The organism is Streptomyces sp. NPDC051286 (genome assembly GCF_044455345.1).
In the GTDB taxonomy this organism is placed as follows: Bacteria; Actinomycetota; Actinomycetes; order Streptomycetales; family Streptomycetaceae; genus Streptomyces.
This window is the reverse complement of sequence record NZ_JBITER010000010.1, coordinates 62834-87334: the sequence shown is the minus strand read 5'-3', so window position 1 is coordinate 87334 and position 24501 is coordinate 62834. Positions and strand designations below refer to the sequence as shown.

25 protein-coding genes and 1 pseudogene are annotated in these 24501 nt (G+C 70.3%); 10 read left to right on the top strand and 16 right to left on the bottom strand.

Features of this window, described 5'->3' with window-relative positions; all coding sequences use genetic code 11:
- Positions 1-90: 90 nt before the first annotated feature.
- On the top strand, positions 91-1431 hold the full coding sequence (locus ACIBB8_RS13030) for an MFS transporter (protein WP_398951366.1): 1341 nt from the start codon (positions 91-93) through the stop codon (positions 1429-1431).
- Between the two features lie 53 nt (positions 1432-1484).
- On the opposite strand, the gene ACIBB8_RS13025 is transcribed toward ACIBB8_RS13030, so the two are convergent.
- The 3 genes from ACIBB8_RS13025 to ACIBB8_RS13015 all read right to left on the bottom strand — a co-directional run bounded on the left by ACIBB8_RS13025 (position 1485) and on the right by ACIBB8_RS13015 (position 3522).
- Positions 1485-2090, bottom strand: coding sequence for a flavin reductase family protein (locus tag ACIBB8_RS13025; protein WP_398951580.1), 606 nt, complete (start codon positions 2088-2090; stop codon positions 1485-1487).
- A gap of 347 nt (positions 2091-2437) precedes the next feature.
- Positions 2438-2647: a DUF397 domain-containing protein gene (locus ACIBB8_RS13020; protein WP_398951364.1), complete on the bottom strand. Its 210-nt coding sequence runs from the start codon at positions 2645-2647 to the stop codon at positions 2438-2440.
- The gene (locus ACIBB8_RS13015; RefSeq protein ID WP_398951363.1) at positions 2644-3522 is read right to left on the bottom strand and encodes a helix-turn-helix domain-containing protein; all 879 of its coding nucleotides are present in this window, start codon (positions 3520-3522) and stop codon (positions 2644-2646) included. Before ACIBB8_RS13015 ends, ACIBB8_RS13020 begins: the two co-directional genes overlap by 4 nt.
- A 156-nt stretch (positions 3523-3678) precedes the next feature.
- Here ACIBB8_RS13015 and ACIBB8_RS13010 point away from each other — a divergent pair.
- The 3 genes and pseudogenes from ACIBB8_RS13010 to ACIBB8_RS13000 all read left to right on the top strand — a co-directional run.
- Positions 3679-4131 (top strand): annotated as a pseudogene (locus ACIBB8_RS13010) (ATP-binding protein); the annotation flags it as partial.
- A gap of 289 nt (positions 4132-4420) precedes the next feature.
- Complete coding sequence (locus ACIBB8_RS13005) at positions 4421-5362, top strand: helix-turn-helix domain-containing protein (RefSeq protein WP_398951361.1); 942 nt, start codon at positions 4421-4423, stop codon at positions 5360-5362.
- A 9-nt stretch (positions 5363-5371) separates the two neighbouring features.
- Positions 5372-6280: a hypothetical protein gene (locus ACIBB8_RS13000; protein WP_398951359.1), complete on the top strand. Its 909-nt coding sequence runs from the start codon at positions 5372-5374 to the stop codon at positions 6278-6280.
- 151 nt (positions 6281-6431) lie between these two features.
- On the opposite strand, the gene ACIBB8_RS12995 is transcribed toward ACIBB8_RS13000, so the two are convergent.
- Together ACIBB8_RS12995 and ACIBB8_RS12990 are read right to left on the bottom strand one after the other, a co-directional pair.
- Positions 6432-7124 (bottom strand): anti-sigma factor family protein, encoded by a 693-nt coding sequence (locus ACIBB8_RS12995; protein WP_398951357.1) that lies wholly within the window; start codon positions 7122-7124, stop codon positions 6432-6434.
- Positions 7121-7630 (bottom strand): sigma-70 family RNA polymerase sigma factor, encoded by a 510-nt coding sequence (locus ACIBB8_RS12990; protein ID WP_398951355.1) that lies wholly within the window; start codon positions 7628-7630, stop codon positions 7121-7123. The genes ACIBB8_RS12995 and ACIBB8_RS12990 overlap by 4 nt, the downstream gene beginning before the upstream one ends.
- Positions 7631-8145: 515 nt before the next feature.
- Between ACIBB8_RS12990 and ACIBB8_RS12985 the strand changes: the two genes are divergently transcribed.
- Both ACIBB8_RS12985 and ACIBB8_RS12980 read left to right on the top strand, forming a co-directional pair.
- Complete coding sequence (locus ACIBB8_RS12985) at positions 8146-8841, top strand: hypothetical protein (protein ID WP_398951353.1); 696 nt, start codon at positions 8146-8148, stop codon at positions 8839-8841.
- 672 nt (positions 8842-9513) lie between these two features.
- On the top strand, positions 9514-10776 hold the full coding sequence (locus ACIBB8_RS12980) for a vanadium-dependent haloperoxidase (RefSeq protein ID WP_398951351.1): 1263 nt from the start codon (positions 9514-9516) through the stop codon (positions 10774-10776).
- A 135-nt stretch (positions 10777-10911) separates the two neighbouring features.
- On the opposite strand, the gene ACIBB8_RS12975 is transcribed toward ACIBB8_RS12980, so the two are convergent.
- The 4 genes from ACIBB8_RS12975 to ACIBB8_RS12960 form a co-directional block, all read right to left on the bottom strand.
- A complete protein-coding gene (locus tag ACIBB8_RS12975; protein WP_398951349.1) occupies positions 10912-11769 on the bottom strand; it encodes an enoyl-CoA hydratase/isomerase family protein in 858 nt (285 codons plus the stop codon).
- 58 nt (positions 11770-11827) lie between these two features.
- Positions 11828-14056, bottom strand: coding sequence for an acetate--CoA ligase family protein (locus ACIBB8_RS12970; RefSeq protein WP_398951347.1), 2229 nt, complete (start codon positions 14054-14056; stop codon positions 11828-11830).
- Between the two features lie 314 nt (positions 14057-14370).
- Positions 14371-14829 (bottom strand): carboxymuconolactone decarboxylase family protein, encoded by a 459-nt coding sequence (locus tag ACIBB8_RS12965; RefSeq protein ID WP_398951345.1) that lies wholly within the window; start codon positions 14827-14829, stop codon positions 14371-14373.
- Positions 14830-15046: 217 nt separating this feature from the next.
- Positions 15047-16237, bottom strand: coding sequence for a flavin-containing monooxygenase (locus ACIBB8_RS12960; protein ID WP_398951342.1), 1191 nt, complete (start codon positions 16235-16237; stop codon positions 15047-15049).
- A gap of 173 nt (positions 16238-16410) precedes the next feature.
- Between ACIBB8_RS12960 and ACIBB8_RS12955 the strand changes: the two genes are divergently transcribed.
- Both ACIBB8_RS12955 and ACIBB8_RS12950 read left to right on the top strand, forming a co-directional pair.
- Positions 16411-16863, top strand: a complete 453-nt coding sequence (locus tag ACIBB8_RS12955) for a DoxX family membrane protein (protein WP_398951340.1) — start codon at positions 16411-16413, stop codon at positions 16861-16863.
- The gene (locus ACIBB8_RS12950; RefSeq protein WP_398951338.1) at positions 16860-17282 is read left to right on the top strand and encodes a Zn-ribbon domain-containing OB-fold protein; all 423 of its coding nucleotides are present in this window, start codon (positions 16860-16862) and stop codon (positions 17280-17282) included. The genes ACIBB8_RS12955 and ACIBB8_RS12950 overlap by 4 nt, the downstream gene beginning before the upstream one ends.
- Before the next feature lie 10 nt (positions 17283-17292).
- Here the strand turns inward: ACIBB8_RS12950 and ACIBB8_RS12945 are convergent, their stop codons facing one another.
- The 6 genes from ACIBB8_RS12945 to ACIBB8_RS12920 form a co-directional block, all read right to left on the bottom strand.
- Positions 17293-17883 carry a DUF1707 domain-containing protein gene (locus ACIBB8_RS12945; protein ID WP_398951336.1) on the bottom strand — a complete coding sequence of 197 codons (591 nt, stop codon included), beginning with the start codon at positions 17881-17883 and terminating at the stop codon, positions 17293-17295.
- On the bottom strand, positions 17873-18040 hold the full coding sequence (locus tag ACIBB8_RS12940) for a hypothetical protein (RefSeq protein WP_398951334.1): 168 nt from the start codon (positions 18038-18040) through the stop codon (positions 17873-17875). Before ACIBB8_RS12940 ends, ACIBB8_RS12945 begins: the two co-directional genes overlap by 11 nt.
- A 121-nt stretch (positions 18041-18161) precedes the next feature.
- Positions 18162-18746, bottom strand: a complete 585-nt coding sequence (locus ACIBB8_RS12935) for a hypothetical protein (RefSeq protein WP_398951332.1) — start codon at positions 18744-18746, stop codon at positions 18162-18164.
- A 10-nt stretch (positions 18747-18756) separates the two neighbouring features.
- On the bottom strand, positions 18757-19668 hold the full coding sequence (gene htpX, locus ACIBB8_RS12930) for a zinc metalloprotease HtpX (RefSeq protein WP_398951330.1): 912 nt from the start codon (positions 19666-19668) through the stop codon (positions 18757-18759).
- A 66-nt stretch (positions 19669-19734) separates the two neighbouring features.
- Positions 19735-20412 carry a pyridoxal 5'-phosphate synthase gene (locus tag ACIBB8_RS12925; protein WP_398951327.1) on the bottom strand — a complete coding sequence of 226 codons (678 nt, stop codon included), beginning with the start codon at positions 20410-20412 and terminating at the stop codon, positions 19735-19737.
- A 58-nt stretch (positions 20413-20470) separates the two neighbouring features.
- Positions 20471-21652, bottom strand: coding sequence for a thiolase C-terminal domain-containing protein (locus tag ACIBB8_RS12920; RefSeq protein ID WP_398951325.1), 1182 nt, complete (start codon positions 21650-21652; stop codon positions 20471-20473).
- A gap of 163 nt (positions 21653-21815) precedes the next feature.
- Here ACIBB8_RS12920 and ACIBB8_RS12915 point away from each other — a divergent pair, with 163 nt between their 5' ends.
- Positions 21816-23024 carry an acyl-CoA dehydrogenase family protein gene (locus ACIBB8_RS12915; protein WP_398951323.1) on the top strand — a complete coding sequence of 403 codons (1209 nt, stop codon included), beginning with the start codon at positions 21816-21818 and terminating at the stop codon, positions 23022-23024.
- A complete protein-coding gene (locus ACIBB8_RS12910) occupies positions 23024-23524 on the top strand; it encodes a nitroreductase family deazaflavin-dependent oxidoreductase (RefSeq protein WP_398951321.1) in 501 nt (166 codons plus the stop codon). Before ACIBB8_RS12915 ends, ACIBB8_RS12910 begins: the two co-directional genes overlap by 1 nt.
- 148 nt (positions 23525-23672) lie before the next feature.
- Here the strand turns inward: ACIBB8_RS12910 and ACIBB8_RS12905 are convergent, their stop codons facing one another.
- Complete coding sequence (locus tag ACIBB8_RS12905; RefSeq protein WP_358856814.1) at positions 23673-24320, bottom strand: TetR family transcriptional regulator; 648 nt, start codon at positions 24318-24320, stop codon at positions 23673-23675.
- Positions 24321-24501: the final 181 nt, after the last annotated feature.

Below are 24501 nucleotides of genomic sequence, written 5' to 3'. Positions count from 1 at the left end.
CCGGCCGTCAGTGCTTCTGGCCCGATCCCTGCGAACCGTGTCCTTCCGGCCACTCGTGGGAGCACGCGCGGGGGCCGGATGCTGGGTGACGTGACCCAGACAACCGATAGCGCGGCCGCCCGGGACGAGGACCGCCCGGCCGCCCGCACACCGTCCCGCGGGCGCTCCCGCCTTCGCATCCACCGCGCCTGGATCGTCGCCGTCGTCACGTTCGTGACGATCATCGGCGGCGCCGCGTTCAACTCCCTGCCCGGCCTCCTCATCGACCCGTTGCATACGGAGTTCGGCTGGTCGCGCGGGGAGATCGGGCTGGCTGTCTCGATCGACATGGCGCTGTACGGACTGACCGCGCCGTTCGCCGCCGCGCTGATGGACCGGTTCGGTATCCGTCGGGTCGTCGTCGTGGCCCTGTCCACGGTCGCGGCGGGGGCGCTGGCCAGTGTCTGGATGACGGCCTCCTGGCAGCTGATGATCTATTGGGGGCTGCTCGTCGGCCTCGGTACCGGCTCGATGGCGCTGGCCTTCTCGGCCACGGTCACCAACCGCTGGTTCGTCGCCAGACGAGGCCTGGTCACCGGCGTCCTCACCGCGGCAGGCGCCTCCGGCCAGCTGATCTTCCTGCCGCTGTGCGCATGGATCGTCGACGAGCACGGCTGGCGCCCGGCCTCGGTCACCGTCGCGCTGGCCGCGCTCGTCGTCGTCCCGTTCGTCTGGCTCCTGATGCGTGACCACCCGGCCGATGTGGGCCTGGCCCCCTACGGCGGTGCGTACGCCGAGAAGCCGGCACCGGCCCGGGGAGCGGCGGCCCGTACCGTACGCGTCCTGATCGACGCTGCCCGCACCGGACCGTTCTGGCTGCTCGCGGGCACGTTCGCGATCTGCGGCGCCTCGACCAACGGCCTGATCCGTACGCATTTCGTGCCGTCGGCCCACGACCACGGCATGCCCATCACCGCGGCCGCCTCGCTGCTCGCCGTCATCGGCGTCTTCGACATCATCGGCACGGTCTTCTCCGGCTGGCTCACCGACCGCTTCGATGCCCGCCGACTCCTGGCCGTCTACTACGCGTTGCGCGGCGTCTCGTTGCTCTTCCTGCCGATGCTGATGGCGCCGACGGTGCATCCGCCGATGGTGTTCTTCATCGTCTTCTACGGCCTGGACTGGGTCGCCACCGTCCCGCCGACGCTTGCTCTGTGCCGCGAGCAGTACGGCGAGGACAGCGCCATCGTCTTCGGCTGGGTCCTCGCCTCCCATCAGGTGGGCGCGGCACTGGTGGCGTTCCTGGGTGGTGTGGCGCGCGATGTGTTCGGCTCGTACGACATGGTCTGGTACGCATCGGGGGCGCTGTGCGCGACGGCGGCGTTGATGGCGTTGGTGATCCGGCGGAAGGCGGAAGCCCCGGAACCGGTGGTGCTGACCGGCACCGGCTGAGGCGGTCGCGCCGATGACGGCCGGGGGATCGGGTGAGGTGGCGGAGTCGTCCGTCACCCGCTGAAGCGCCCGAACTCCCCCCGGTGGAACAGCAGCGGACCGTCCCCGTCCGCCGCCCCCAGCGCCTCCACGCGGCCGACCACGATCAGATGGTCGCCGCCCGTGTGGACGGCCTGGATGCGGCAGTCGATCCAGGCGGGTACGGAATCCAGCAGCGGTGACCCGGTCGCGGGAGCCGCCTCGTACGCCACCCCGGCGAACTTGTCGGCCCCGCTCACCGCGAACCCCCGGCACAGCGCGCCCTGCTCCGCCCCCAGGATGTTGACGCAGAAGGCCCCGGCGCGGGCGATGCGGGGCCAGGTCGTCGACGTGCGGGCGACCATGAACGTGACCAGTGGCGGGTCCAGGGAGAGCGAGGCAAACGACTGGCAGGCGAACCCCGCAGGGCCGTCCGCGTCGTCCGGTTCGTGGGCCGTGATGACGGTGACGCCGCTGGCGAAGTGGCCGAGCACACGGCGGAATTCACCCGGATCGACCGGCGGTCGCTCGTTGTCCGCGACGGCCCGCAGATCCGGGCGCGGCAGTGGATCGACCGGCGTCGGCCCTGCGGTGGTGGCGGCGCCGACGGACCTGAGGTACCGGACGGCGGTGGCGGCCATGCCTGCGTGTCCCATCACGCTTCCCATTGAAACTGACGACGCGTCAGATAGGAAGGGCGCGGGAAGAGGGTTCCGGGCGCGAAGGGGTCGCGAGTCCCGCCGCTGGGCCGGGCTGAGGCGCGTTTCCGGGTGCGCGAGGATACGCACGGGAGGGGAGCCCACGTTCCGATACCTGCCGTCGCAGGAAACGCGGAGCCGATGCCCGGGGCGCGGCGATACCCCCGGCCTGCCGGACCTGTGGGCCGGGCGGTCGATCTCGGGGTACGGCGACCTGGACTCACCGGACTGGCACACGCTTACCCGGTGAGGGGCCCGAACCGCTCCGGCGGGGCGGAGAGCGCTTGAGGTCAGCTTCCGGCGGCGTACGTGACGAAGTCGGCCCAGGCGTCGGGGGCTACGGCGAGCCGGGGGCCCTGGGTGTTCTTGGAGTCGCGGACGTGGATCGTGCTGGGGGTGGTGGCGATCTCGACGCAGTCGTTGCCGTCGCTGCTGTCGCTGTAGCTGCTCTTGAACCACTTCAGTTCGGGAGCGTCTTCGGCGGAGGTCTTGTGGATCATGTCTCTCCCAGCGCTTGCTCGATGAAGGCCAGCGACTCCCGTGGAGTGAGAGCCTCGGCCCGGATGATGCCATACCGCAGCTCAAGGACCCGAAGCTGTCGCGGATCGGAGACCGGACGCCCGCCGTGCACGCCTTCGGTACGCCCTACCCCAGAACCGTCACTGAACTTCAGCACCTGGATCTTTCCGCCTGTTCCCGGGTGGTCCCAGCGGTCGGTCGGCATCACCTGAATTGCGACGTTCCGCATCTGCCCCACCTCCAGCAGGTGTTCAAGTTGCTGGCGTCGCACCATTGTTCCCCCGATCGGGCGGCGCAGCGTCACTTCTTCCAGGACAAAACTGAGATCCGGTGCGGGTGACCGGTCGAAGATGGAACGCCGAGCCGTGCGGGCAGCCACCATGCGTTCCAGTTCATCCTGGGAGTACGCAGGTCGGCGCGTCCCGAGCAGCGCTCGGGCATGCTCATCAGTCTGCAAAAGACCGTGCAGGTTGTGGTCGCCGTACGACAGCAGCTCCACTGCCCGCGCCTCCATCCGTGCCAGATCCCGAATCTTCTTCGGGTACCGGACCTCCGCCACGTCCTTCTTCATCGCGGTGATCAGCCCATCCGCGCCCAGCACATCGTCGGCCCTGTCCAGATACTCCGGGCGCGGAATCCGCTTCCCGGCCTCGACTTTGTAGACCTGGTCCTCCCCGTATCCGATCGCCACACCGAACTCGGCCGCCCGCATTCCGGCCGCCTCCCGGCGCAGCCTCAATTGCCGCCCCACCGTGGCAACGACCGCCGCGCCGGACTCGTCGTCGGGGTCGACCTCCCAACCGGGCTCGTCCCTCTCGTCCCCGGACCGCTCTGTACCGTCCGCATCCACCCACATCCGCGCCACCTCCGACGTGCCGTCACCATCGCGGCACCACCTACCCGCACGACTGCTCCGGACAGCCCGGACAACTCCGGACAGGCGTCGGACAGTCACCGTACGCATCCGCTTGATCGCTGGTCAGCGTATGTGTGCCCGGCCACGCTCAGTGACGTGAAACAAGAAATCACCGCCCCCCAGCCCCCAGCTCCCAGCAGCACGTTCACCGTGTTGCTCTCGCCCACCCGCCGGGGAGCCAGGCTGGCCCGGCTGCTCACCACCGCGTATCTGGGCGAGTGGGGGATCCCGTCGGAGTCGGCCGCGCAGATCGTCGCCGAACTGGCGGCCAACGCCATGGTCCACGGCCGTGTGTCGGGGCGGGACTTCCGACTCGACCTCACGGTCCACGACGGCGGCGCGCTCCTGCGGATCGCGGTGAGCGACGCCCGTGGCGAGTGCCTTCCGCTCGGTCCGGCGGGCGCGGCCGTCCTGGCGGGCACGACCGTCCTGGACGGCGACTGCGAATCCGGGCGCGGTCTGCTGATCGTCGAGGCACTCGCGGACCGCTGGGGTGTAAGCCCCGGGCCCTTCCCCCGTAAGACCGTCTGGGCCGAACTCGACCTCGTAACCGCCGCCACCGGGTCGTGGATTTCCGCGATTCGGTCCTCCGTGACGCGGCGCCGCACGACATCAAAAGCCTTGAAGAATGTGGGAAATGACCCTTTCCAACCTCACCCTGCGCCCCGTCACCCACATGGGTGAGATCGACCAACGTGGCGGCAATTCGGGTCGGTTGGTTGGCATATGCTCGCCGCGACGAACAACCCCAGAGAACAACCCCAGACATGCGACGGCCCCCGGCCGGGACTGGCATCCCGATCGAGGGCCTGACCAACGAGGAAGTAGCACCTTCCCGATGGATACCCAGCAGATTAGCGCGCCTTCGCGCGCCTCGTCCGGTGTCGTGCACGACAACTCCCGGCACACCAGCCGCTTCACGATCGTGGGCAACCACCTCACCCAGCACCGGGAGCTCTCCCTCACCGCGATCGGGCTCGCCGCGCACATCCAGTCGCTGCCCGCCGGAGCCAGGATCGGCATCAAGGACCTCGCCGCCCGCTTCCCGGAGAGCGCGGCCCGGATCGCCGCCGCGTTACGCGAACTCGAAGCCCACGGCTATCTGCGACGCACCCGCACGCGCCTGGCCAACGGCCGGATCGTCACCCGTACCGTCTCCTGCAATCAGCCTGCCGACCGGCGGCCCACAGACGCTGATCCGGGCCGTGAGTGTCCACCGCGCCCGCAGCGTACGGCCCGGCCGCCCGCGTCCATCCGACCCTGCCGGGAGCCCGAAGCCGACGACACGCGTCCGCTCAGGTCTCCGGGCCACACTGTCCCCGCACCACGCCGCGAGCGCGCCCCACACAGCCGGTCCAGGCCCCTCCTCGTGCCGCAGCCGGCCTTTCCCGCAGCGTCCCTCCTGCGGACCGCCGCCGACCTGCTCGCCGGGCTGCACCGCCAGGACCCGCGCCTGTTGCTCTCCGCGCAGGACGTGGACGTCCTGGCCCCGGGGGTTGCCGCATGGCTGGAGCGCGAGGTCGGCCCCGCCGCCGTAGCACACGCCCTGACCAGCGAACTCCCACCCGAAGGGCTGCACCGCCCCGCCGGTCTCCTCGCCCACCGGCTCACCGCCCGGCTTCCGCCGCCGCCCCCGTTCCGGGCCCCGGCCGATCTCCCGTCCCGGCCGCTACCGCTGCAGAACTGCGACGGCTGCGACCGGGCATTCCGCGCGGCGGAGCCAGGAGAGTGCCCCGACTGCCGGACCGACAACTCTCATCCGACCGCTCAACAACTCTAGGAAATCCACATGGTCAGCTCGTCCCACGAGGCGATGCACCGCATCTTCCAGGAGTACCCGGGGCTTTTCTCCCGCGTCTCCGAGGTACTGGGGGTCGCGATCGGCCCACCTGCCTCGGCCACCGTCATGCCTACGGACCTCACCGAGAACAGGCCTCTTGAACGCCGTGTCGACACCCTGCTGCGCATCGACATGGAGGACGACCAGTCGTACCTCCTCGCGATCGAGGCCCAGGGCAAGAAAGACCCGGAGAAACCGGCGAGCTGGATGTACTACCTGTCCTACTTACAGGCGAAGTACAAACTGCCGCCCATGCTGCTGGTCGTCTGCCAGGACCGAGCCACCGCCGAATGGGCCGCGCGCCCGTTCGCCGTCGGCCACCCGCAATCGCCCGTGCTCACCCTGCAAGCCCTCGTCGCGGGTCCGCACAACATGCCGGTGATCAAGGATGTGGCCGAGGCTCGCAAGGACCTGGCACTGACCACGCTGGCCGCGATCACACACGCGGGCGATCCGGACATCGGTGTCATACTCAAAACACTGTCGACCGCTCTGCGGGACGTACCGGAAACCATCGCCGACCCCATCGTCGAACTCACCGCACAGGGCCTGGGCAACCGTCCGGCCGCACAACAGTGGAGGAACCTGGTGGCCGTGGACCTTTCCTTTTACAAGTCACCTCTCTCGGAAGAGATCCGGGACGAGGGCCGCGCAGAAGGCCGTGAAGAGGGCCGTGAAGAGGGCCGTGCAGAAGGCATTGCGAGGAGCATCTTGCTGCTTCTCGCCCAGGTCGGCGTCGACGTGTCCGACGAGGCGCGCGAACGCATCACAGGCTGCACCGACCTCGACACCTTGAGCCGCTGGCTCCTGCGCGCTCCCACCGCCGCGTCCGTCGAGGACGTCTTCGCCGAGAAGTAGGGGGACTGCGGCCGAGACCCGCCGGTGGCTCACGTCGATGGACGAGTCCCGGCCGCAGCGCTGCAAGAGCCTTGTGGGGTACGGGCCCCGGGCAGCTTCACCCCCTTGTGGGCGGAAGGTGACATGAGCGCCCCGGAGCACTCACAACCGGTCAGAGTGGTCGGGTCGTGGCGACCATGCGTCCCGCATGGTCCATCACGGAGATGGACCGGATGTCGGGAAGGTGCAGGGCACTCGCCCCCGTCACGGCGGCGCTGCCGTTGGGAGTGATCGCCCAGGTGGCCGCCTGCTCCTTGCGGCCGTCCACCGAGGAGACCTGGAGGATGAAGGGTCCTGGTGCTCCTGCGGGCAGGTCGGCCAGGGTGACGCTCACCGCAGTGCCCCAGGGCTTGGCCGTGAGCGTGGCACGACCGGACACGGAGTACCCGGCGGCCGAGGTGAAGGCCGTGGACGGACCGGTCGACTGCCGGAACGGCAGCATCGACCCCAGTCCGAGCCCGGCAACCACGATCAGGGCCGCGGCCAATGCCAGCCACTGCCGGCGAGCCCGGCGCCTGCGTGCGACATCGACGGCGCGGACCTGCTCCAGCAGGCGGTCGAGCCCGGTCGGCGAAGCCGGTGGCGCCGCATCGGTGTTGGCCTCGTGCGCGGCCTGGGGACGGCGCGCGGACATGCCCGGGGCACGGCGGAGCAGTCCGGCCAGCGGGGCCGAGCGCGCGAGCTCGTCACGGCATTCCTGGCACATGGGCAGGTGGGACTCCAGGACGCGGCGGTCGGTCTCGCTGAGACCGCCCAGCACATACGCGCCGATCAGCATGCGCACGTCATCGTGGTCGGTGCTCACCGTAGAACTCCCATTTCTTCAAAGGCTGCGCGCAGGTTGCGTACGGCGTAGTAGGCGCGGGACTTGACCGTTCCCTCCGGGATCGTGAGCCGTGACGCGGACTCGGCGGTGGTCAGCCCGTCGAAGTACAGCGCCTGGATCACGTCACGATGCTCGCTGGACAAGCGTTCCAACGCTGCGGCAATCACGTGCCCCTCCAGCGCCGCCTCCACATCATCGGCAGAAGGTACAGCCGCGAGTGCCTCGTCGTCGTAGAGCGGTTCCGGACGCCGTTGCTCAGCGCGCCAGCTGTCGGTGAGCACGTTGCGGGCGATCGTGAAGAGATAGGAGCGGATGGTGACGTGGCGTGGCTCGATCTTGGTGATGCTCCGCCACGCCCGCAGCAGCGTCTCCTGCACGACGTCCTCCGCCTGCTCAGGACTGCGCACGTACCTGCGCACGAAGGAGAGAAGCACATCGTGGTGCTCGGTGTACAACGCAGTCATCAACTGTTCGTCCGGCGTCACGCTCGATGTCCTCGTCTCGCAGGCTGGGGTCGCTTGGAGCGTCGCCGGGCCCGAACTGCAGGCGGCGGACAGTCCGCGCCCCGGGGAGGCGCGGAACCAGATCCGATCCATCCGACTCACTTCCAGACATGACCGCACCGGCTGCGCCGTCTTCGAGGACGGCTGCGACATGCGGCTTCTTGTGTCCTGAGGCACTGCTCGTGTGCCCTTGCCGCTACGTATACGACGAGCTGGGGGTTCGAGTTCACCCGCGGGCAGCGGACGAACTCAGGTTCTCGCCGTCCGCTGGCACGAAGGCCCGTCGGCGCTCTTTGCAGCAGGGGTGTGGACGGGAGCGCGGACACGGGCCGGGCGTCGGGACCACGGGCGCGCTCGACGGCATCCTCGTCCCCGCAGCCTTGACGGACGCCGGACGATCCGACCCCGTGCGACTTGGTCGACCTGCGGGGTGAACCGGGTGCCGCAGGTGGTCGTACACATGACCGCAAGCCTCTCAACACTCAGGAGAACACGTCATGAGGAAGAAGAAGCTCGGCTGGTCGCTCGGCGCGGGTACGGCCATGATTCTCGGTCTGGGCGTCGCAGCCTCCGGGCTGTCCAGCGCGAACGCCTCGAGCCTGGACAAGTCCGCCTCCACCGCAAGGCACCCGGTCAAGGTGGAGGTCCTCTCGCCCAAGCGCGGGGACAACGCGGGTGTGGAGGGCAAGGGCTGGATCGTGGACCTGAAGCTCTCCTTCCGGGGCAAGACCCTGGCTGGGACCGGCTTCAACGGACTCCAGCTCACCGGCCCGGCCGCGCACAACAACATCGCCCCCTTCCCCGGCACGTTTTCCACCGGCCAGGACGACAAGATCCCTGGACTGGTCGTGCTGGACTCCACCACCAACAGCACCCTCCCCGGCTTCTCCGGACCCGGCACCAACCTCGCCAACCTGTTCAACCTCTCCGGCGTCACCGACCGCACCCCGCACAAGACCGAACTGTGGGACACCTGGATCGTCGGCGCCCCCATCGTGGGGCAGAACGTCGACACCACCCTGACCGTGGCCGTCGTCGACGACCTCAACCACGACGGCGTCTACAACGACGCACCCGGCGTCGTGAAGGACCTCAACGGCGATGGGGAGATCGGTGCCAAGGACCTGGATCTGATGGGCGTCGCCTCCAACGTCGTCACCGTTCCCTTCCACATCAACGCCGACCCCGCCTGAGAGTCCGTCGGGTGACCTTCGCCCGGAGAGCGGACGCGGCATGGTGCGTGTGATTCCAAGGCGCCGGGCGGGCCTCGGACGGGGTCTCCCCGGCTCGAACGAAGTGGAGAGCTCGGGGAAGGAACCACTGGGGCATTTCGGCAATGCCGCAGTGGGTCCCCCTGGCCCTCAAGGCCTTGGGGGAGTGCATGCCAGGGCGTGGCCGCCCGATCAGAGGTCACCCGACAGGCTCTGAACCCCGCCAGGTCAGGAGGGCGCCGCTGCTGGGCCTGTGAACACCTGCACGTGTGCCGCAGTGCGCGCCGGCGCTGAGGAGACGCAGCGACGGCGATGCCGTCCTGCCCGTCTTCGTCCGCTGCTCCGTACGTGGTCCCCTGCGGACACCCGTTATCCGGCTGCAGACATGTCCGGGCACTTCCTGGGCTCGCCAGCTCGCCGGCTCCCCGGATACACCATTGCCGGCGCCCGTCCGGCCACGCCGAAGGCCGCCCCTGCCTGCAGCGGCATCCCCGCACGGCACCGTGCTCCGCAGGTTCCCGGGCCAAGGCCCCACGGCTTCGTCCGGGAACCTGCTGCGGCCCGTGCAAGGTCCTCGATTCTCTGCGTCCCGTCGCGCATGACTGCCAGACGGACGGGCCGACACCCGGCCCCCCACCATGAGGAGCTACTTCCATGAAGTCCCCGAAGACCCGTGTGGCCCTGGCGGCCTCCACGGCACTGCTGGTCGCCTCCGGCGCAGCGCCGAGCGTCGCCGCCGCCCCTGCGCCTGGGCACGCTCGCGCCTCCGTGGCGCTCGCCTGGTACGACACCACGGCTGACACGATCGCGACGGCCGGCTCATCACTCCCTGCGGTGACCAACAGCCGCACCTGGGCGATCAGTTGGATTGCGGCGGCGCGGGCCTTGCACCATGTGCCGTCCGGGGTCGACCGCAGGGACTACCAGGACGCGGCGCTGGCCGCCGCGGTGCACCGCGCCCTGGTCGAGCTGGTGCCCACCCGTGCCCCGGAGCTGGATGCCGCACTGCAACAGACCCTGGATCAGACCCCCGACGGCCCGGCCGAGACCTTGGGCGCCGCAGCCGGCGAACGCCAGGCGCTGGAGGTCCTGCACGACCGTGAGGGAGACGGCCTCGACGCGGCCTCGGTGAACGCCCCCTTCACCGTGCCGCCGGCCGCGCCAGGAGTCTGGCAACCCACCCCGCCCGCGTTCGCGCCCGCCATCCAGAACGGCACCCGGTTCGCCCGGCCCTTCCTGCTGAAGAGCGCCGGCCAGTTCCGACTGCCCGCGCCTCCCGATCCGACGTCCAAGCGGTACCAGACCGACCTGAAGGAGGTTCGAGACTTCGGTGAGCTGAACAGCACCGTGCGCACCGCGCGGCAGACCGAAACGGCCAACTTCTGGTTCGACTCCTCGCCGGCCCTGTGGACCAAGCCGATTCGCGTCGCGCTCGCCGCCACCTCCCACCAGCCGCTGCGCAAGCAGGCCGAACTCGTCGCCCTGGCCAACGCCACGCTGGTGGACACCCAGATCGCCACCTCCGACAGCAAGTACACCTACCCGCTGTGGCGCCCCGTCACCGCGATCCGGACAGGCGTCGGCGAGATCCCTGCCGACCCGTCATGGAACCCGCTGCACACCACCCCGGCGCACCCGGACTACCCCAGCGGCCACAACACCTACGCAGGCGCGGCGGAAACCGTTCTCACCGCCCTCGCGGGACCGCGCACGGCCCCGTTCACCCTGACCAGCGGCACCGCACCAGGCGTCGTCCGTACCTACACCGCATGGCACCAGCTCACGCTGGAGAACATGGACGCGCGGGTCTGGCTGGGCATCCACACCCGACTCGCGGACGAGGCAGGGGTCACACTGGGTACCGATGTCGCCAGGTATGGCCTGAACCACGCACAGGCGCTGTTCCGGGAGCGCTGAACCGGCCAGGCGAACACCGCCACCGACTGCGGCCGGGCCCGTGGGCGGCCACGCCGCTCGGTGAGTCCCGGCGGCACAGACGGGAGCGGTTTCTCCGTGGCGGTGGGGATGCCGGCGTGAGCGTCCCCGGATTACTCACAACCCCCGGTACTTCGGTGCGCGCCGCTCCACGAAGCTCGCCACGCCCTCGTTGGCGTCCTGCGTCGTCATATTGATCTCCTGGGCCATCGCTTCGGCCGCGAACGCCGTCGCCCGGTCGGAGTCGAGGGATGCGTTCACCAACTGCTTGGTGAGGGCGATCGCGCGGGTCGGGCCGTCGGCCAGGCGCTGGGCCCACGCGCGGGCCAGCGCCGTCAGATCCTCGTCCGGGACCACCCGGTTGACCAGACCCAGGCGTTCCGCGTCCGCCGCCGGGAGCGAGTCGCCGAAGAACATCAACTCCTTGGCGCGCTGGGGGCCGATCAGGCGCGTCAGCAGATACGCGCCGCCGCCGTCGGGCACGAGGCCGCGGCGTACGAACACCTCGATGAACTTCGCCGACTCGGCGGCCAGCACGAGGTCGCAGGCGAACGCGAGATGGGCACCGATACCGGCCGCCGTGCCGTTGACGGCCGCGATCACCGGCTTCTCGCAGTCCAGGACCGCGGCGATCAGGCGCTGAGCGCCGAGCCGGATCGTACGGGCCACATCCCCCGGCACCCGGTCGCCGGTCGACGGCGCGCCTCGCAGGTCGGCGCCTGCGCAGAAGCCGCGGCCGGTGGCGGTGAGGACGACGGCCCGGACCGTCGGGTCGGCGGAGGCCTCGCCGAGGAGCGCGATGACGCGTTCCCGCTGGTCCCAGGTGACGGCGTTCATCGCCTCGGGGCGGTTCAGTGTGATCCACGAGACGCCGTTGTCAGTGGCGTGGAGTATCAATGAATCGAGCGGGTCGGCCGGTGCGGCGGACCCGGTGTGTCCGGTGTGCTCGGCGGTGTCTTCGGGGGAGGACGGCATGAGGCAGCTCCTTGGCAGACGGGGTGACGGGCGGCGCGACCAGTGGCCCGGTGGCCCGTCAGCGGCAGACGGCGAGTGCGTCGAGCGCCACCGCGCCCTGCCCCCGCCCCAGCACCGTCAGCGGGTTGATGTCCAGCTCGGCGAGGTCGTCGCCCAGTTCCAGCGCCATCCGCTGCACCCGCAGCACGACCTCGACGAGCGCGTCGACGTCCACCGGCGGTCCGCCGCGTACGCCTTCCAGCAGGGCCCGGCCACGCAGTTCGCCGAGCATCGCCCGCACCTGGTCCTCGCCGAACGGCGGCACCCGCACCGCCGCGTCGTGCAGCACCTCCACGAGCACGCCGCCGAGCCCGACCGTGACAGTTGGTCCGAACAGGGCGTCGTGCGTGACGCCGACCATCATTTCGACGCCCCGCTCGATCATCTGGCAGACCAGGATGCCGTCCAGCTCGATGCCCTCGTACCGCGCGATGTCGGTCAGTTCGCGGTACGCGTCGCGGACCTGGCTCGCGGAGGTGAGCCCGACCTTGACCAGGCCGAGCTCCGTCTTGTGGGCGAGACGCGCGCCCGACGCCTTCATCACGACCGGGTAGCCGACCAGACCCGCGGCGCGGACGGACGCGGCCGCGCTGGTGACCAGCTGCTCGCGCGGGACACGGATTCCGTACGCCCGCAGCAGTTGCTTCGCCGCGTGCTCGCTCAGCTGGTGGCCCGGGCGCATCAGGGCCTGCGCCTTGCGGAACGAGGGCGACGGGGTGCGCGGCGCCTCGTCGAAGGGCGAGCGGTAGGAGGCGGTGAACCGGTGGTGGTCCAGGTAGGCCTTCACGGCGGTGATGCAGTTGCCGAAGGTGCGGAAGGTGGCGACGCGCGACGAGCCGAGCAGCGTCGTGCGGTACGCGTCCTCCGTGCCGACCGGCGAGCCCCACACCACGCACACCAGCTTGTCCGTGGTCTCCGCCGTGTCCACCAGGTCCTGCGCGAGTTTGTCGCTCATCGGGGGGAACGGGCCGGTGATCGGGCAGATCAGCACCCCGACGTCCGGGTCGGCGAGGATCGCGTCGATGATCTTCCGGCCGCGCCAGTCGCCGACCGGATGGCCGCCGTTGTCGACCGGGTTCGCCACGTTCAGGTAGTCGGGAATCCACTCGTGCAGCTCGCGCTGCTTCTCCTCGGACAGGGTGGGGAGCCTCAGCCCCGCCCCGGTCGCCAAGTCGGAGAAGTGCGCGCCCGTGCCGCCCGAGATCGAATACACGACGACCCCGTCGGCCCGGGGCTTCCGCGCCCGGGCCAGCAGGGCCGCGGTGTCCTGGAGTTCGTCGAGCCCGTCCACCCGGATCACGCCGAACTGCCGCATCGCCGCGTCCACCACCTGGTCGGCTCCGGTCAGCTTGCCGGTGTGTGACGCGGCCATCCTGGCCCCCGTCTCCGTACGCCCCACCTTGACCGCCACCACCGGCACCCCGGCCCGTGCCGCCCGGTCCGCGGCGAGCAGAAAGGAGCGCCCGTCCTTGAGCCCCTCGACGTAACAGGCGATGGCCCCGACCTCGGGACGCTGCGAGAAGTACGAGATGAAGTCGGCGGTCTCCAGATCGGCCTCGTTGCCCGTGGGCGCCCAGTGCGAGAGCCGCACGCCCAGCTCCTGAAGGGTGTAGACGGGGCGCCCCTGGTGACCGGACTGGGTGATCAGAGCGATCGCCGGCCCGTCCAGGTCGTCCCGGAACCTCTCGAAGGCGTTGAGGTTGGTGTTCGGCCCGAGCAGTCGCAGCCCGGACCGTTCCACCGCCGCGGCCAGTCGCGCCTGGGCGGCGGCTCCCTCCTCACCCGTCTCGGCGAACCCGGAGGCGAAGGCGACGGCGAACTTCACCTTCGCCTGCCCGAGTTCCTCGATCACCGGAAGCGGATCACCGACCAGCAGCACCGCCAGATCGACCTGCTCCGGCAGGTCCGCGACGGAAGGAGAACAGGCCCGCCCGAACACGGACTCCCGACTGGGATGGACCGGATACAGCCGCGCCCCGACCCGCTCGGCCCAGGCTACGAGCTGCCGGGTGATGCCGGTATTGGGTCGGCCCTCGGCGTCGGACGCCCCGATGACGGCCACGGACTCGGGCCGGAAGAACCGGTCCAGATCCGGCACGGGAGCGTGCAGCGGGCGGCCGCTGACATCGAGATCGCCTTCCGCGGCGGCGACCGCCATGCTGTGGACGGCGGCGTGCGGCTCTTCGCCGCAGGCCACCACCCGGGCGCGGAAGTGTGTGGTGAGGGTGCCGTGAGTCGATCCAAGCATCGTTCCGCCCACTCCTGCCAGAAGTCCGTCGGGGTGCCTGTACCCGGCCAGCCATAAGCTGACACTCTGTCAGGTTACTGAACTGACGCTCCGTCAGGAATGGGTGTGCAGGCAAAGGCTGCACGGGCCTGCCGGGCCGGCGGCCCCCGGTGGCGACCGTGTGCGTCTGCGCTCCTCGTACGTCAACGGCTCCTCCGGCGACACCGTGAACTCGACCACGCACGGAGCCTGGAAGTACTTCTACTTCACCAAGTAGGTCCTGGAGAAAGCGAGAAGGGCCTGCGCGTCTGCGGAGGCCCTTCTCTGCGCGCCGACTACCAGGTCTGCGCCCCCGCCGGCTGCTTGGTGGTGGCGTTGAGGCGGTTGAAAAGGTTGGTGATGCCGATCATGAGGGTCAGCGCGGCGAGCCCCTGCTCGTCGAAGTGGTCGGCCGCGGCGTCCCAGATGTCGTCCGGTACCGCATCGCCCCGGTCGCTCAGCCGGGTCGCCGCCTCGGTGAGCGCCAGCGCCGCGCGCTCCTCGTCGGAGAAGTACGGCGCCTCGCGCCAGGCCGCCACGGCGAACAGCTTTTCGTCGGACGTCCCAGCCTTCCTGGCGCTGCGGACCCCGTAGTCGACGCAGAAGCTGCACCCGTTGATCTGGCTCGCCCGCAGGTGGACGAGTTCCAGCGTCGAGTCCGAGACGCCACGGTTCCGGGTGGCCTTCAGGAGTTCCTGGACGGCGGGCATGACCTCGGGGATGACGACGGCCGGGTTCTTCATCCGTGCTTTCATGATGCTGCTCCTCCGGATCTTCGGGGCCTGGGGTGACACCCGCTCGTTTTCGTCCTTCACAGCAATGACGGAACGCGTCGCGTGAATGTGACGGGCCGCGAGAGTTCCTTTTCCGGACCGGAGAGCGCGTCCTCGGCGGTGTCCGTGACGACGAGTCGGGGAAGCGCCGGGCACGCCGGCCTCCGGGACGCGAAGTCCCGGGTCACGGCCCCCGGGGTCAGCCGGTCCGCTTCGCCAGCCGCTTGGCGATCTTCTCCGCGTCCAGGGCCATTTCGCGGAACATGCCGCTGATCGGATTGGTGAACCCGGTGAAGTAGAGCCCGGGCGTCTGCTTCGGCGTGCGGCCGCCGTGCACGATCGGCCTGCCCCGTGCGTCCAGTACGCCGAGGTGTCCGACCAGCCCTTCGAGTGCCCGCCGGTAGCCGGTCGCCGCGATCACGGCGTCCGGGGTGATCCGGGTCCCGTCCGCCAGCACCACCGTGTCCTTGTCGAACGAATCGACGGTTGGCACCGGCAGCACCCGGCCGCCCCGCACCGCGTCGATCAGTCCCACGTCCTGGACCGGAATGGCGCCGTCCTTGACCCGTGAGTAGAGGCCCGTGTCCGGGCGCGGCAAGCCCTGTTCGGCAAGGTCGGGCACAGCGACCCTGGCCATCAGCCGGCCGGCCCGGTCGACCAGCCGCACCGGCAGTCTGCGGACCAGGATGCCGGTCGCCTGCGCGGGCCAGCCCGCCGTGGAGCGGCGCACGATATGCGGAACGGTGCGGACCGCGATCCGTACCCGGGAAGCGCCCCCCTCCGCCAGGTCCACGGCGATCTCCGCCCCCGTGTTGCCGATGCCGACGACGAGGACGTCCTTGCCCGCGTACGGGGCGGGATTGCGGTAGTCCGAGGCGTGCAGCAGCTCGCCGGTGAACGTGTCTCGGCCCGCCCAGTCGGGGATCCGTGGGGTGTGGTTGTAGCCGGTGGCCACGACGACGGCCCGCCCGGTCAGGACCCGTCCGCTGCTTGCGGTCAGCTGCCAGCCGGCGCCGTCCGCCGCCCGGTCGATACGGGTCACCTCGACACCCGTCACCACGTCCAGCTCATGGTGTTCGACGTACTTCTCCAGATAGCGCACCACGTCGTCGCGGCCCACCCAGCGTCCGAACCGGCGCGGCATCGTGAGCCCCGGCAGTGCGGACCAGCGCCGGGTGGTGTGGAGATGCAGCCGGTCGTAGTGGCGGCGCCAGGAGGCGCCGACGCTCTCGGACTTCTCCAGCACGACGGGCCGCACCCCCTGCGCGCGCAGGGCGGCCGCGGCGGCGAGACCGCCCGGGCCGCCTCCGATGACATAGACGGGCCGGTGTTCCGTGATGTCGGTGGGCGCGGAGCGGGGGCTGTCGGCGGTAGAGGTGCTGTCGGGCATGGCTCGGAGCGTAATCGCGCGTTCATTTGATGGGTCTCGGTCAAGGTCGGAATCGATTGCGAATCGATCACGGGCGTGCGCCTCAGGCCTGCGTTCTGCGCACCTCTTGCGCGGCAGTGCCGGATCAGGTGAACTGACGTACCGTCAGATTTCTTTGAGCGGGAGGGATCCTGATGCGGACGATCTGGCTCGGCGGAGCCGAGTGGCTCGCCGTCCTTCGCATAGGGCTCGGTCTGTGGTGGCTGGAGAGCTGGCGGCACAAGGACAAGAAGGGCTGGTTCGAACGCGGTACGGGCATCGCCTGGGCGGCGGACGTCGCGAGCAAGCACAAGTGGCCGGCGGTCAGGAGCGGCTTCGAGAAGGTCGTCGCGCCCCGCCCCAAGGCCATGGCCTACCTCGTCGTGTACGCGGAACTCGCCCTCGGTCTCGGGCTGATCGTCGGCTTCCTGACCCCGGTCGCACTCGTCGGCGGGCTGCTCCTCAATCTCCTCTATCTGGTGCTGATGATCCACGACTGGGCCGAGCAGGGGCAGAACGCGATGATGGCGCTGATCTCGCTGATCGCCGTCTTCGCCATGTCCTGGCAGGTCTGGTCCCTCGACCACGCGATCGGACTTTTCGGATGACCGCCGCCACCCCCCGCTTCGACCTGCCCGAGCCGGACGACTTCACCCGCCCCTACTGGGACGCCGCCGCCGAGGGCCACTTGCTGCTGCGACGGTGCCGTGCCTGCGGCGCCGCCCACCACTATCCGCGCGAGTTCTGCCCCCTGTGCTGGAGCGAGGACGTCGGCTGGGAGCGGGCGAGCGGCCGCGCCACGCTCTACACCTGGTCCGTCGTCCACCGCAACGACCTGCCGCCGTTCGGCTCCCGTGTCCCGTACACGGCGGCCGTCGTCGACCTCGCCGAGGGGCCGCGCATGATGACGGAGATCGTCGACTGCGAGGAGTCGGCCCTCGCGATCGGCATGGAGCTGTGCGTCGCCTACCGGCAGGAGGAGGGGTGCGAGGCGGTCCCGGTCTTCCGGCCGGAAGCCGGTGCCTGACGCAGCGGACTCAGCGCCGCTTGCTGCGGCGCAGCTTCCACCGCTCCCAGATGTTGGGGTGGCGGACGATCACTCCGCCCATGCCGCCCGAGCCGGTGAGGCGGAGCAGCGGTGCGCCCGGGAGCCTCTCGCCCCGGGTCCGGTCCTTGAACCCGCCCATGCCGGGACGGACGTCGTCGGTCTCCGCCGCCCACCCCCTGGGTACGACGACGACGACCCCGCCCATCTGGCCGTTGACCTCCAGACCGATCTCGCGCAGCCGGGTCTCGGTCTGCGTGAAGTCGAGCTTGGCGCCGCCCATGCCGCCGTCCACGTCGATGCGCGCAGGCACCTTCCACCGTCCGGTCCGTGCCAGGCCGTGGATGCCGCCCTCGAGGACCAGCGGCTCCGTCGCGTTCTGCGGCGCGGGCGCCAGATCGGCGGTGAGGGGTTCCAGCTCGGCGAAGGTCCTGGCGGCGAGCGCCTGACCCAGGCGCGTATCCAGCTCGTCGAGATCGATGCGGCCTTCGGCCGCCGCCTCCTGGAGCTGCTCCACCACCGCTTCACGGTCGGCGTCGGAGGCGCGAAGCCGACTGACGGAATTCGGGCGCTCAGGAGTCATGAACCTGATGATACGGAACGGGTCGCCAGTTCTCCCGTACCCCTTGAGCGACCACCACCCCGCGCAGCAGCTCCGCGTCCGCGAACTCCCCCTCCTCCGGTGCCCCGCAGCGCCGGCTCAGCGGATACGTGTTGCCGTGCGCCGCGGGGATCCCCACGTACAGCTCCCGCGTCGACGGGCCGAAACGGGTCGCCCCGGGCGGCCAGTCGTACTCCTACCTCGCCCCGGGCCCGGCCGCCCGGTCCGCTTTCGTGGCCGGTGCACGTACCGCCTGATTGTCACAGGCCGGGCGCGCCCCAGACCGGGAACCACCGGGAGAGATCCTGCTCGACCCGCAGGTCGTCGCCCAGTGTCGCCCTGATCTGCAGCTCCAGAGGACTGTCGCGTCTCTCGGCGCCGCCCGGCACCGGGGCGAACGGATAGAACGTGCCACGTTTGTACAAATACACCAGTGCCAGCGACCGCCCCCCGCCGTCGCGGAAGCCGATCAGTGAGCAGAGCAGTTGCGGGCCGAAGCCGCCGTCCTGGAGCAGGGTGTTGACCGCGTGCAGGTCGTTGACCAGGCCGGCCACGTCGTCGGGGGAGTGGCGGGCGAGCAGCCAGGTGTAGCCGTACGAATCGTGGCTGTACTCCACCGGGATCCCGCCCCGGTCCGTGTCCGCGTCGAGCAGTTCCTGTACGTCCTGCTGGATACGGGCGAAGGTGCCGCCCTCCACGCCCGCGAAGCAGACCGAACCCAGACCGGTGGGGATGAAGCCCGCGCCCGCCTGGAGGGTGAGTGCGGCGGACGGTACGGCGAAGAGCTGGTCGAGGTCGGGGCGGACCGGTTTGCTGCGTCCCAGGATCGTGTCGAGCAGACCCACTGTGGACTCCTTACGGGCGGGCGAGTTCGGCGGAGATGCGGGCCAGCTGGTCGAGGCGCTGTTCGAGGGTCGGGTGGGAGGAGAGCAGCCGGCTGAGGCTCTCCTCGGAGGAGAACGCGGGGACGAAGTAGAAGGCGTTGTACGGCTCCGCCTTCCGCAGGTCCTCCGTCGGGATCCGGGCCATCTGCCCGCTGACCTTGGTGAGCGCCGAGGCGAGCGCGGAGGGGCGGCCGGTGAGGAAGGCGGCGGCGCGATCGGCGGAGAGTTCGCGGTAGCGCGAGAGCAGTCGGGTGAGCAGGAAACTCAGGCAGTACACGACGGCGCTGATCAGTGGGACCAGCAGGATCGCGATGCCGACGGGGTCGCTGCTGCGGCTGCTGCGGGAGAAGCCGCCCCAGAGGGCGACGCGGGTGATCACGCCGGCCATGACGCCGAGGAACGAGGCGATCGTCATGACGGCGACGTCCCGGTGCGCGACGTGCGACATCTCGTGTGCGAGGACGCCCTCCAGCTCCTCGGGTTGCAGTCTGCGCAGGAGTCCGGTGGTGGCGCAGACGAGGGCGGTCTTCTCGCCGCGGCCGGTGGCGAAGGCGTTCGGTACGTCGCTCTGAGCGATGGCCACCCGGGGTTTCGGCATGTCGGCCAGGGCGCAGATCCGGTCGATGGTGCCGTGCAGCTCGGGTGCCTCCTCGGGGGTGACCTCGCGGGCGCCCATGCTGAAGGCGGCGATGCGGTCGCTGAACCAGAACTGCGCGATGAACAGGCCACCCACGAGGATCAGGATGATCGGCCAGGCGCCCCGCAGCACCGCGAGGAGCACGCCCACCAGGACCACGTACAGCAGTCCGATCAGGAACATGGTGGTGACCATGCGCGTGGTCAGACCGTGGTCGGGGGCGTAACGGGAACGGGCTCGTGTCATGGAATGCCTCCAGCAACTCACCTGCTTCCCATAGTGCCCCTTTCTGGTCGGAATCGGTCTTCCGGCTCACGGCCAGAGCAGTTCCCGGGTCCAGCCGCCGCCGTCCCGGCGGTAGCGGAGCCGGATGTGCCGTCGCCGCGCATCGCCCTGGAAGAACTCGACCTCGTGCGGCTCGACCACGTACCGCGTCCAGCTCGCCACGTCCGCCTCCGGTTCTGCCAGCGCCCGCTCCCATGCGGCGTCCGAGGCTCGGTTCAGCTCCTCGTACGAGCCGAGCACCTCGCTCTGTCGCCCCACCAGCGCCGAGGCCAGCGCCCCGGTCGAGCGGACGTGCAGATCGGCCCGGCTCTCGGCCGGGGTACAGGCGGTGACCGGACCTCGTACCCGTACCTGCCGGCCCTGCGCGGGCCAGTAGAAACCGAGCGCCGCATGCGGACGCGCGGCGAGCTGGCGGCCCTTTGCGCTGGTGGCGTGCGTGGCGAAGTGCCAGCCGAGGTCGTCCGCGTCGTGCAGCATCACCGTCCGTACGTCGGGGTGGCCCTCGGCGTCGACGGTGGCCAGCGTCATGGTGTGCGGCTCGGTCTGCCCGGCGGCCACCGCCTCGGCGAACCAGGCGTGGAAGAGGGGGAGCGGGGTGCGGGGCGCGGCGGCCGGGTCGAAGGCGGGGAGGTCCACGTCCCAGACGCGCTGGGCGTGCAGGAGGTCGCGGAAGGTGCGCTGGGCAGAGGTCGATGCATCCGTCATGCGGCCATTGGACATCAGGACCCGGAGTGCCCCGTTGCCACACCCCCTCACACCCCCCTCACCCCCGCCCCAGCACCACCGTCCCCGACGAGCAGAACCAGCCGCCCGTCCCCGAGGCCACCGCCAGCTCCGGCAGCCGTCCGTCCGCCTTCCGGACCTGACGGTCTCCCGCCTCCCCGCGCAGTTGCCGTACCGCCTCCACCAGCAGGAACAGCCCGCGCATGCCGGGGTGGCAGGCGGAGAGGCCGCCGCCGTCGGTGTTGACCGGGAGTTCGCCGGTCAGGCCCGTGCGGCCCTTCTCGACGAAGGCACCGCCCTCGCCCTTCGCGCAGAAGCCGAGGTCCTCCAGCGTCACCAGCGTCATATAGGTGAACGCGTCATAGATCTCGGCCAGGTCGATGTCCGCCGGCCGTACCCCGGCCCGTTCGAACGCCAGGCGGCCCGACACGGCCGCCGGGGAGACCGTGAAGTCGTCCCACTCCGACATCGTGGAGTGCGAGACGTGCTCACCCGTGCCGAGGATCCACACCGGCGCCTTCGCCGTGTCCGGCACGTACTCCTCCGCGGCCAGCAGCACTGCGCACCCGCCGTCGCTGCGGATGCAGCAGTGCAGCTTGGTGAACGGGTCCGCGATCATCGGGCCGGACAGCACGTCGTTCACCGTGATCGGGTCCCGGAACATCGCGTCCGGGTTGGCCGCCGCGTTCGCCCGCGCCTGGACCGCCACCTCGGCGAGCTGCTCCAGCGTCGTCCCGTACGCGTGCATATGGCGGCGGGCGGCCATCGCGTACTTGGCGATCAGTGAGTGCCCGTACGCCACCTCGAACTGGAGCGGGCCGCGCGAACCGAACGACAGGTTCGACGTGCGGCGCCCCGCCCTGATGTCGGCGCGGGCCGTCGATCCGTACACCAGGAGTACGGCGTTCGCGCGGCCTGCCGCGATCGCGTCGGCGGCGTGGGCGGCCATCACCTCCCAGGTCGCACCGCCGACCGCGGTGGAGTCCACCCAGGTGGGTTTCAGCCCCAGATACTCGGCGACCTCGACGGGGGCGAGCGTGCCGAGTCCGGCGGAGGCGAAACCGTCGACGACCGAGCGGTCCAGGCCCGAGTCGGCGAGTGCCCGGCGGGCGGCCTGGGCGTGGAGGGTGTACGGAGTCGGGCCGTCGACGCGTCCGCAGTCCGCGAGGGATATGCCGACGACAGCGACCTTGCGCGGGGGAGAGAAGGGTGAGGAAGGCATGAATCTGACGGTACATCAGATGTGGCGGTACGGACCGGTTGTGCGGGCGGACCGGGTCCGGGGGTGGAGGTGTGCGCGAGTCTGGGTTTCTGGCGCCATCGCCCCTAACATGACGGCCCGTCAGATCAGGGGCCGACGGCTCCTGAGGGGAAGGAGCCCGACGATGGACGCCGCCTTCACCGCGGAGCAGGACGAGATCCGCCGCACCCTGCGCGAACTGATGGTCAAACGCTGCGGACCCGCCGAGGTAAGGAGCGCCGTACGGACCGCGCACGGATACGACGAGACCCTGTGGCGGCAGCTCGCCCAGGACCTCGGACTGCCCGGCCTCACACTCGCGCAGGAGTACGGAGGGGCCGGCTGCGGCCTTGCCGAACTCGCCGTCGCCTGCGAGGAGACCGGCCGCGTCCTGCTGCCGTCCCCGCTGCTCGCCACCGCTGCGCTCGCCGCACCGCTGATCGCCGCCGTCGGCACCGACGCCCAGCGCACCGCCCTGCTGCCGCGCATCGCCACGGGCGAGCTGACCGCGACCCTCGCCGTTCCTGGCGGCTCACCGGCCACCGCCCTCGGCCTCATCGGCGACGCCAGCGGCGGTGCCTGGGCGGGCGGCGGCCGGTCCGGCGGCGTACAGGCCACGCACGGCCCGGACGGGTGGCGGCTGTACGGGGAAGCCCCCCAGGTCCTCGACGGGCACAGCGCCGGACTTCTGCTGGTCGCCGCCCACACGGGTGGCTTCCCGCGCAGCCGGACGCTCCTCTTCCTCGTCCGCTCCGACACGGCGGCCGGGCTCGCCCGCACCCGGCAGACCTCACTCGACGAGACCCGGCCGGTGGCCCGTGTCGAACTCCGTGAGACCACCGCCGAACTGCTCGGCGCGGACGACACGGTGGATGTGTCGGGGCCGGCCGGAGCACTCGCCGCCGTCGGGCGCACGGCCGCCGCCGTACTGGCGGCGGAGGCGGTCGGAGCCGCGGCGGGTGCACTCGACCGGACCATCGCATACGTCAAGGCGCGCGAGCAGTTCAACCGCGCCATCGGCTCCTTCCAGGCGGTGAAGCACCGGCTCGCCGACAGTTACGTACGGGTGCAGGCGGCCAGGTCCGCGGCGTACTACGCGGCGTGGGACCCGGCGGCCGGAGGGCTCGCGCTGGCCCAGGCGCTGGAAGCGCTGCGGACCACCACCGCCGAGGCCGTCCAGCTGCCCGGCGGCATCGGCTTCACCTGGGAACACGAGGCGCACCTCTACGTCAAACGGGCTGCCGCCGACGAGCTGCTCTTCGGTCCGGTCCACCGGCTGCGCGACCACGCCGCCGAACAGGCCGGTCTGTTCACGCCCGGCGACCAGAAACCGCGCGAGGAGGTGGCGGTCTGATGACGCCCGGAGTCCGGCTGATCCAGAAGGTGTCCTCGACCCGTACCTTCGCCAGGATCGCCCCGCACGTCGTGCCCGCCATGGACCGCACCGTCCACCGGCTCACCCGCGGCAAGGTGCTGCTCAGCGCCCGGATGCTGCCGGGGATGATCCTGACGGCGCGCGGGGCGAAGAGCGGACAGCCGCGCACCACTCCGCTGGCCTGCATGCCGGAGCGCCGCTCCGAGGACGGCGGCAGCGACAGCTGGATTCTGATCGGCAGCAACTTCGGCCGTCCGGGTCATCCTGCCTGGACCGCCAACCTGCTGGCCCACCCGGACGACGCCGTCATCAACTGGAAGGGGCGCGACATCGCCGTGCGCGCCCGGCTGCTGGAGGGCGCGGAGCGGGCGGAGGTGTGGCAGGTGGCGCTGGCCTTCTGGCCGCCGTACGCCAGGTATCAGGCGCGGGTGGAGCGGGAGATCCGGCTCTTCCGGCTGGAGCGGCGCGATACTCCGTGACCCGGAGGCCGCCCGGATACGCCGATGGCGGACCACATCGGGTGGTCCGCCATCGGTGAGACAGGACGTGGGCAGCCCGGGATTGCCGTGCGGAGCCCAGTACAGGAAGAAGCGAGGCAAGGAGCCGGAAAGAAGGGTGCGCCCGGCGCTATCTCGTCGGTTTCTTGCCGGTGATGCCCAGATGCACCAACAGTGCGAGATTCGGCTTGAGTTCCGCCTGCTTGACGCCCCAGGTCTGGAAACCTTTCTGGTGCGAGGCGACCGCCGCCAGCATCGCGACGAGCGAGCCCGCCATCGCCGCCGGACTGACGTCCTTGTCGACCTTGCCCTTGGCCTGGAGCTCCTTCACCGAATCGGTGAGGGAGTTGGTGACCGAGTTCAGGATCTTCATGCGGATCTTGTAGAACCGCTTGTCGCCCTCGGCCGCCCCCAGGTCGACCACGCGCAGGATCGCGTCATGGTGTCGCCAGAAGTCAAGGAACCCCTCGACGAGCTCTTCGGAGGTCTGCCACCCCGCCTTGCCGACCCAGGAGCGGCCGGCGACCAATTCGGTCAACGCGGCGCCCTCCTTGGCCATTTCTTCGGCGATCTCGAGGACGGCTCCCTCGACGTCGGGGAAGTACTGGTAGAAGGTTGCGGGTGAAGTCCCCGCCCTGCGGGCGACGTCGATGACTTTGACGTCCCGGTAAGGCGAGGAGCTGAGCATTTCGCTGAGGCAGTCGAGCAGCTTCTGCCGCGTCGCCTGTCCGCGTCGACCGGCCACGCGGCCGTCGACGGTGCGCACTTGTCCTGTCATGCCGTCAGCTTACCGAGGGGTGATCGGAGCGCGATTCGGCCGACTGCAAATGGGGAGTTCCGCAGGTGCGGTGGGGTGGCGTGGGAGAAGTGGCCGGATTTCGGCGGATGCGATCCACGGCCTGAACAGTGTTATCAACAGCCTGTGGACAACATCGGTGGATAACTTTCCGTGACGCGAC

Bases quoted from the DNA above. Each gene is read 5' to 3' on its own strand.
- ACIBB8_RS13025 (WP_398951580.1), bottom strand. From the start codon at position 2,090: ATGGCCGCCACCGCCGTCCGGTACCTCAGGTCCGTCGGCGCCGCCACC.
- ACIBB8_RS13020 (WP_398951364.1), bottom strand. From the start codon at position 2,647: ATGATCCACAAGACCTCCGCCGAAGACGCTCCCGAACTGAAGTGGTTC.
- ACIBB8_RS13015 (WP_398951363.1), bottom strand. From the start codon at position 3,522: ATGTGGGTGGATGCGGACGGTACAGAGCGGTCCGGGGACGAGAGGGAC.
- ACIBB8_RS13005 (WP_398951361.1), top strand. From the start codon at position 4,421: ATGGATACCCAGCAGATTAGCGCGCCTTCGCGCGCCTCGTCCGGTGTC.
- ACIBB8_RS13000 (WP_398951359.1), top strand. From the start codon at position 5,372: ATGGTCAGCTCGTCCCACGAGGCGATGCACCGCATCTTCCAGGAGTAC.
- ACIBB8_RS12985 (WP_398951353.1), top strand. From the start codon at position 8,146: ATGAGGAAGAAGAAGCTCGGCTGGTCGCTCGGCGCGGGTACGGCCATG.
- ACIBB8_RS12980 (WP_398951351.1), top strand. From the start codon at position 9,514: ATGAAGTCCCCGAAGACCCGTGTGGCCCTGGCGGCCTCCACGGCACTG.
- ACIBB8_RS12975 (WP_398951349.1), bottom strand. From the start codon at position 11,769: ATGCCGTCCTCCCCCGAAGACACCGCCGAGCACACCGGACACACCGGG.
- ACIBB8_RS12970 (WP_398951347.1), bottom strand. From the start codon at position 14,056: ATGCTTGGATCGACTCACGGCACCCTCACCACACACTTCCGCGCCCGG.
- ACIBB8_RS12965 (WP_398951345.1), bottom strand. From the start codon at position 14,829: ATGAAAGCACGGATGAAGAACCCGGCCGTCGTCATCCCCGAGGTCATG.
- ACIBB8_RS12960 (WP_398951342.1), bottom strand. From the start codon at position 16,237: ATGCCCGACAGCACCTCTACCGCCGACAGCCCCCGCTCCGCGCCCACC.
- ACIBB8_RS12955 (WP_398951340.1), top strand. From the start codon at position 16,411: ATGCGGACGATCTGGCTCGGCGGAGCCGAGTGGCTCGCCGTCCTTCGC.
- ACIBB8_RS12950 (WP_398951338.1), top strand. From the start codon at position 16,860: ATGACCGCCGCCACCCCCCGCTTCGACCTGCCCGAGCCGGACGACTTC.
- ACIBB8_RS12945 (WP_398951336.1), bottom strand. From the start codon at position 17,883: ATGACTCCTGAGCGCCCGAATTCCGTCAGTCGGCTTCGCGCCTCCGAC.
- htpX (WP_398951330.1), bottom strand. From the start codon at position 19,668: ATGACACGAGCCCGTTCCCGTTACGCCCCCGACCACGGTCTGACCACG.
- ACIBB8_RS12925 (WP_398951327.1), bottom strand. From the start codon at position 20,412: ATGACGGATGCATCGACCTCTGCCCAGCGCACCTTCCGCGACCTCCTG.
- ACIBB8_RS12920 (WP_398951325.1), bottom strand. From the start codon at position 21,652: ATGCCTTCCTCACCCTTCTCTCCCCCGCGCAAGGTCGCTGTCGTCGGC.
- ACIBB8_RS12915 (WP_398951323.1), top strand. From the start codon at position 21,816: ATGGACGCCGCCTTCACCGCGGAGCAGGACGAGATCCGCCGCACCCTG.
- ACIBB8_RS12910 (WP_398951321.1), top strand. From the start codon at position 23,024: ATGACGCCCGGAGTCCGGCTGATCCAGAAGGTGTCCTCGACCCGTACC.
- ACIBB8_RS12905 (WP_358856814.1), bottom strand. From the start codon at position 24,320: ATGACAGGACAAGTGCGCACCGTCGACGGCCGCGTGGCCGGTCGACGC.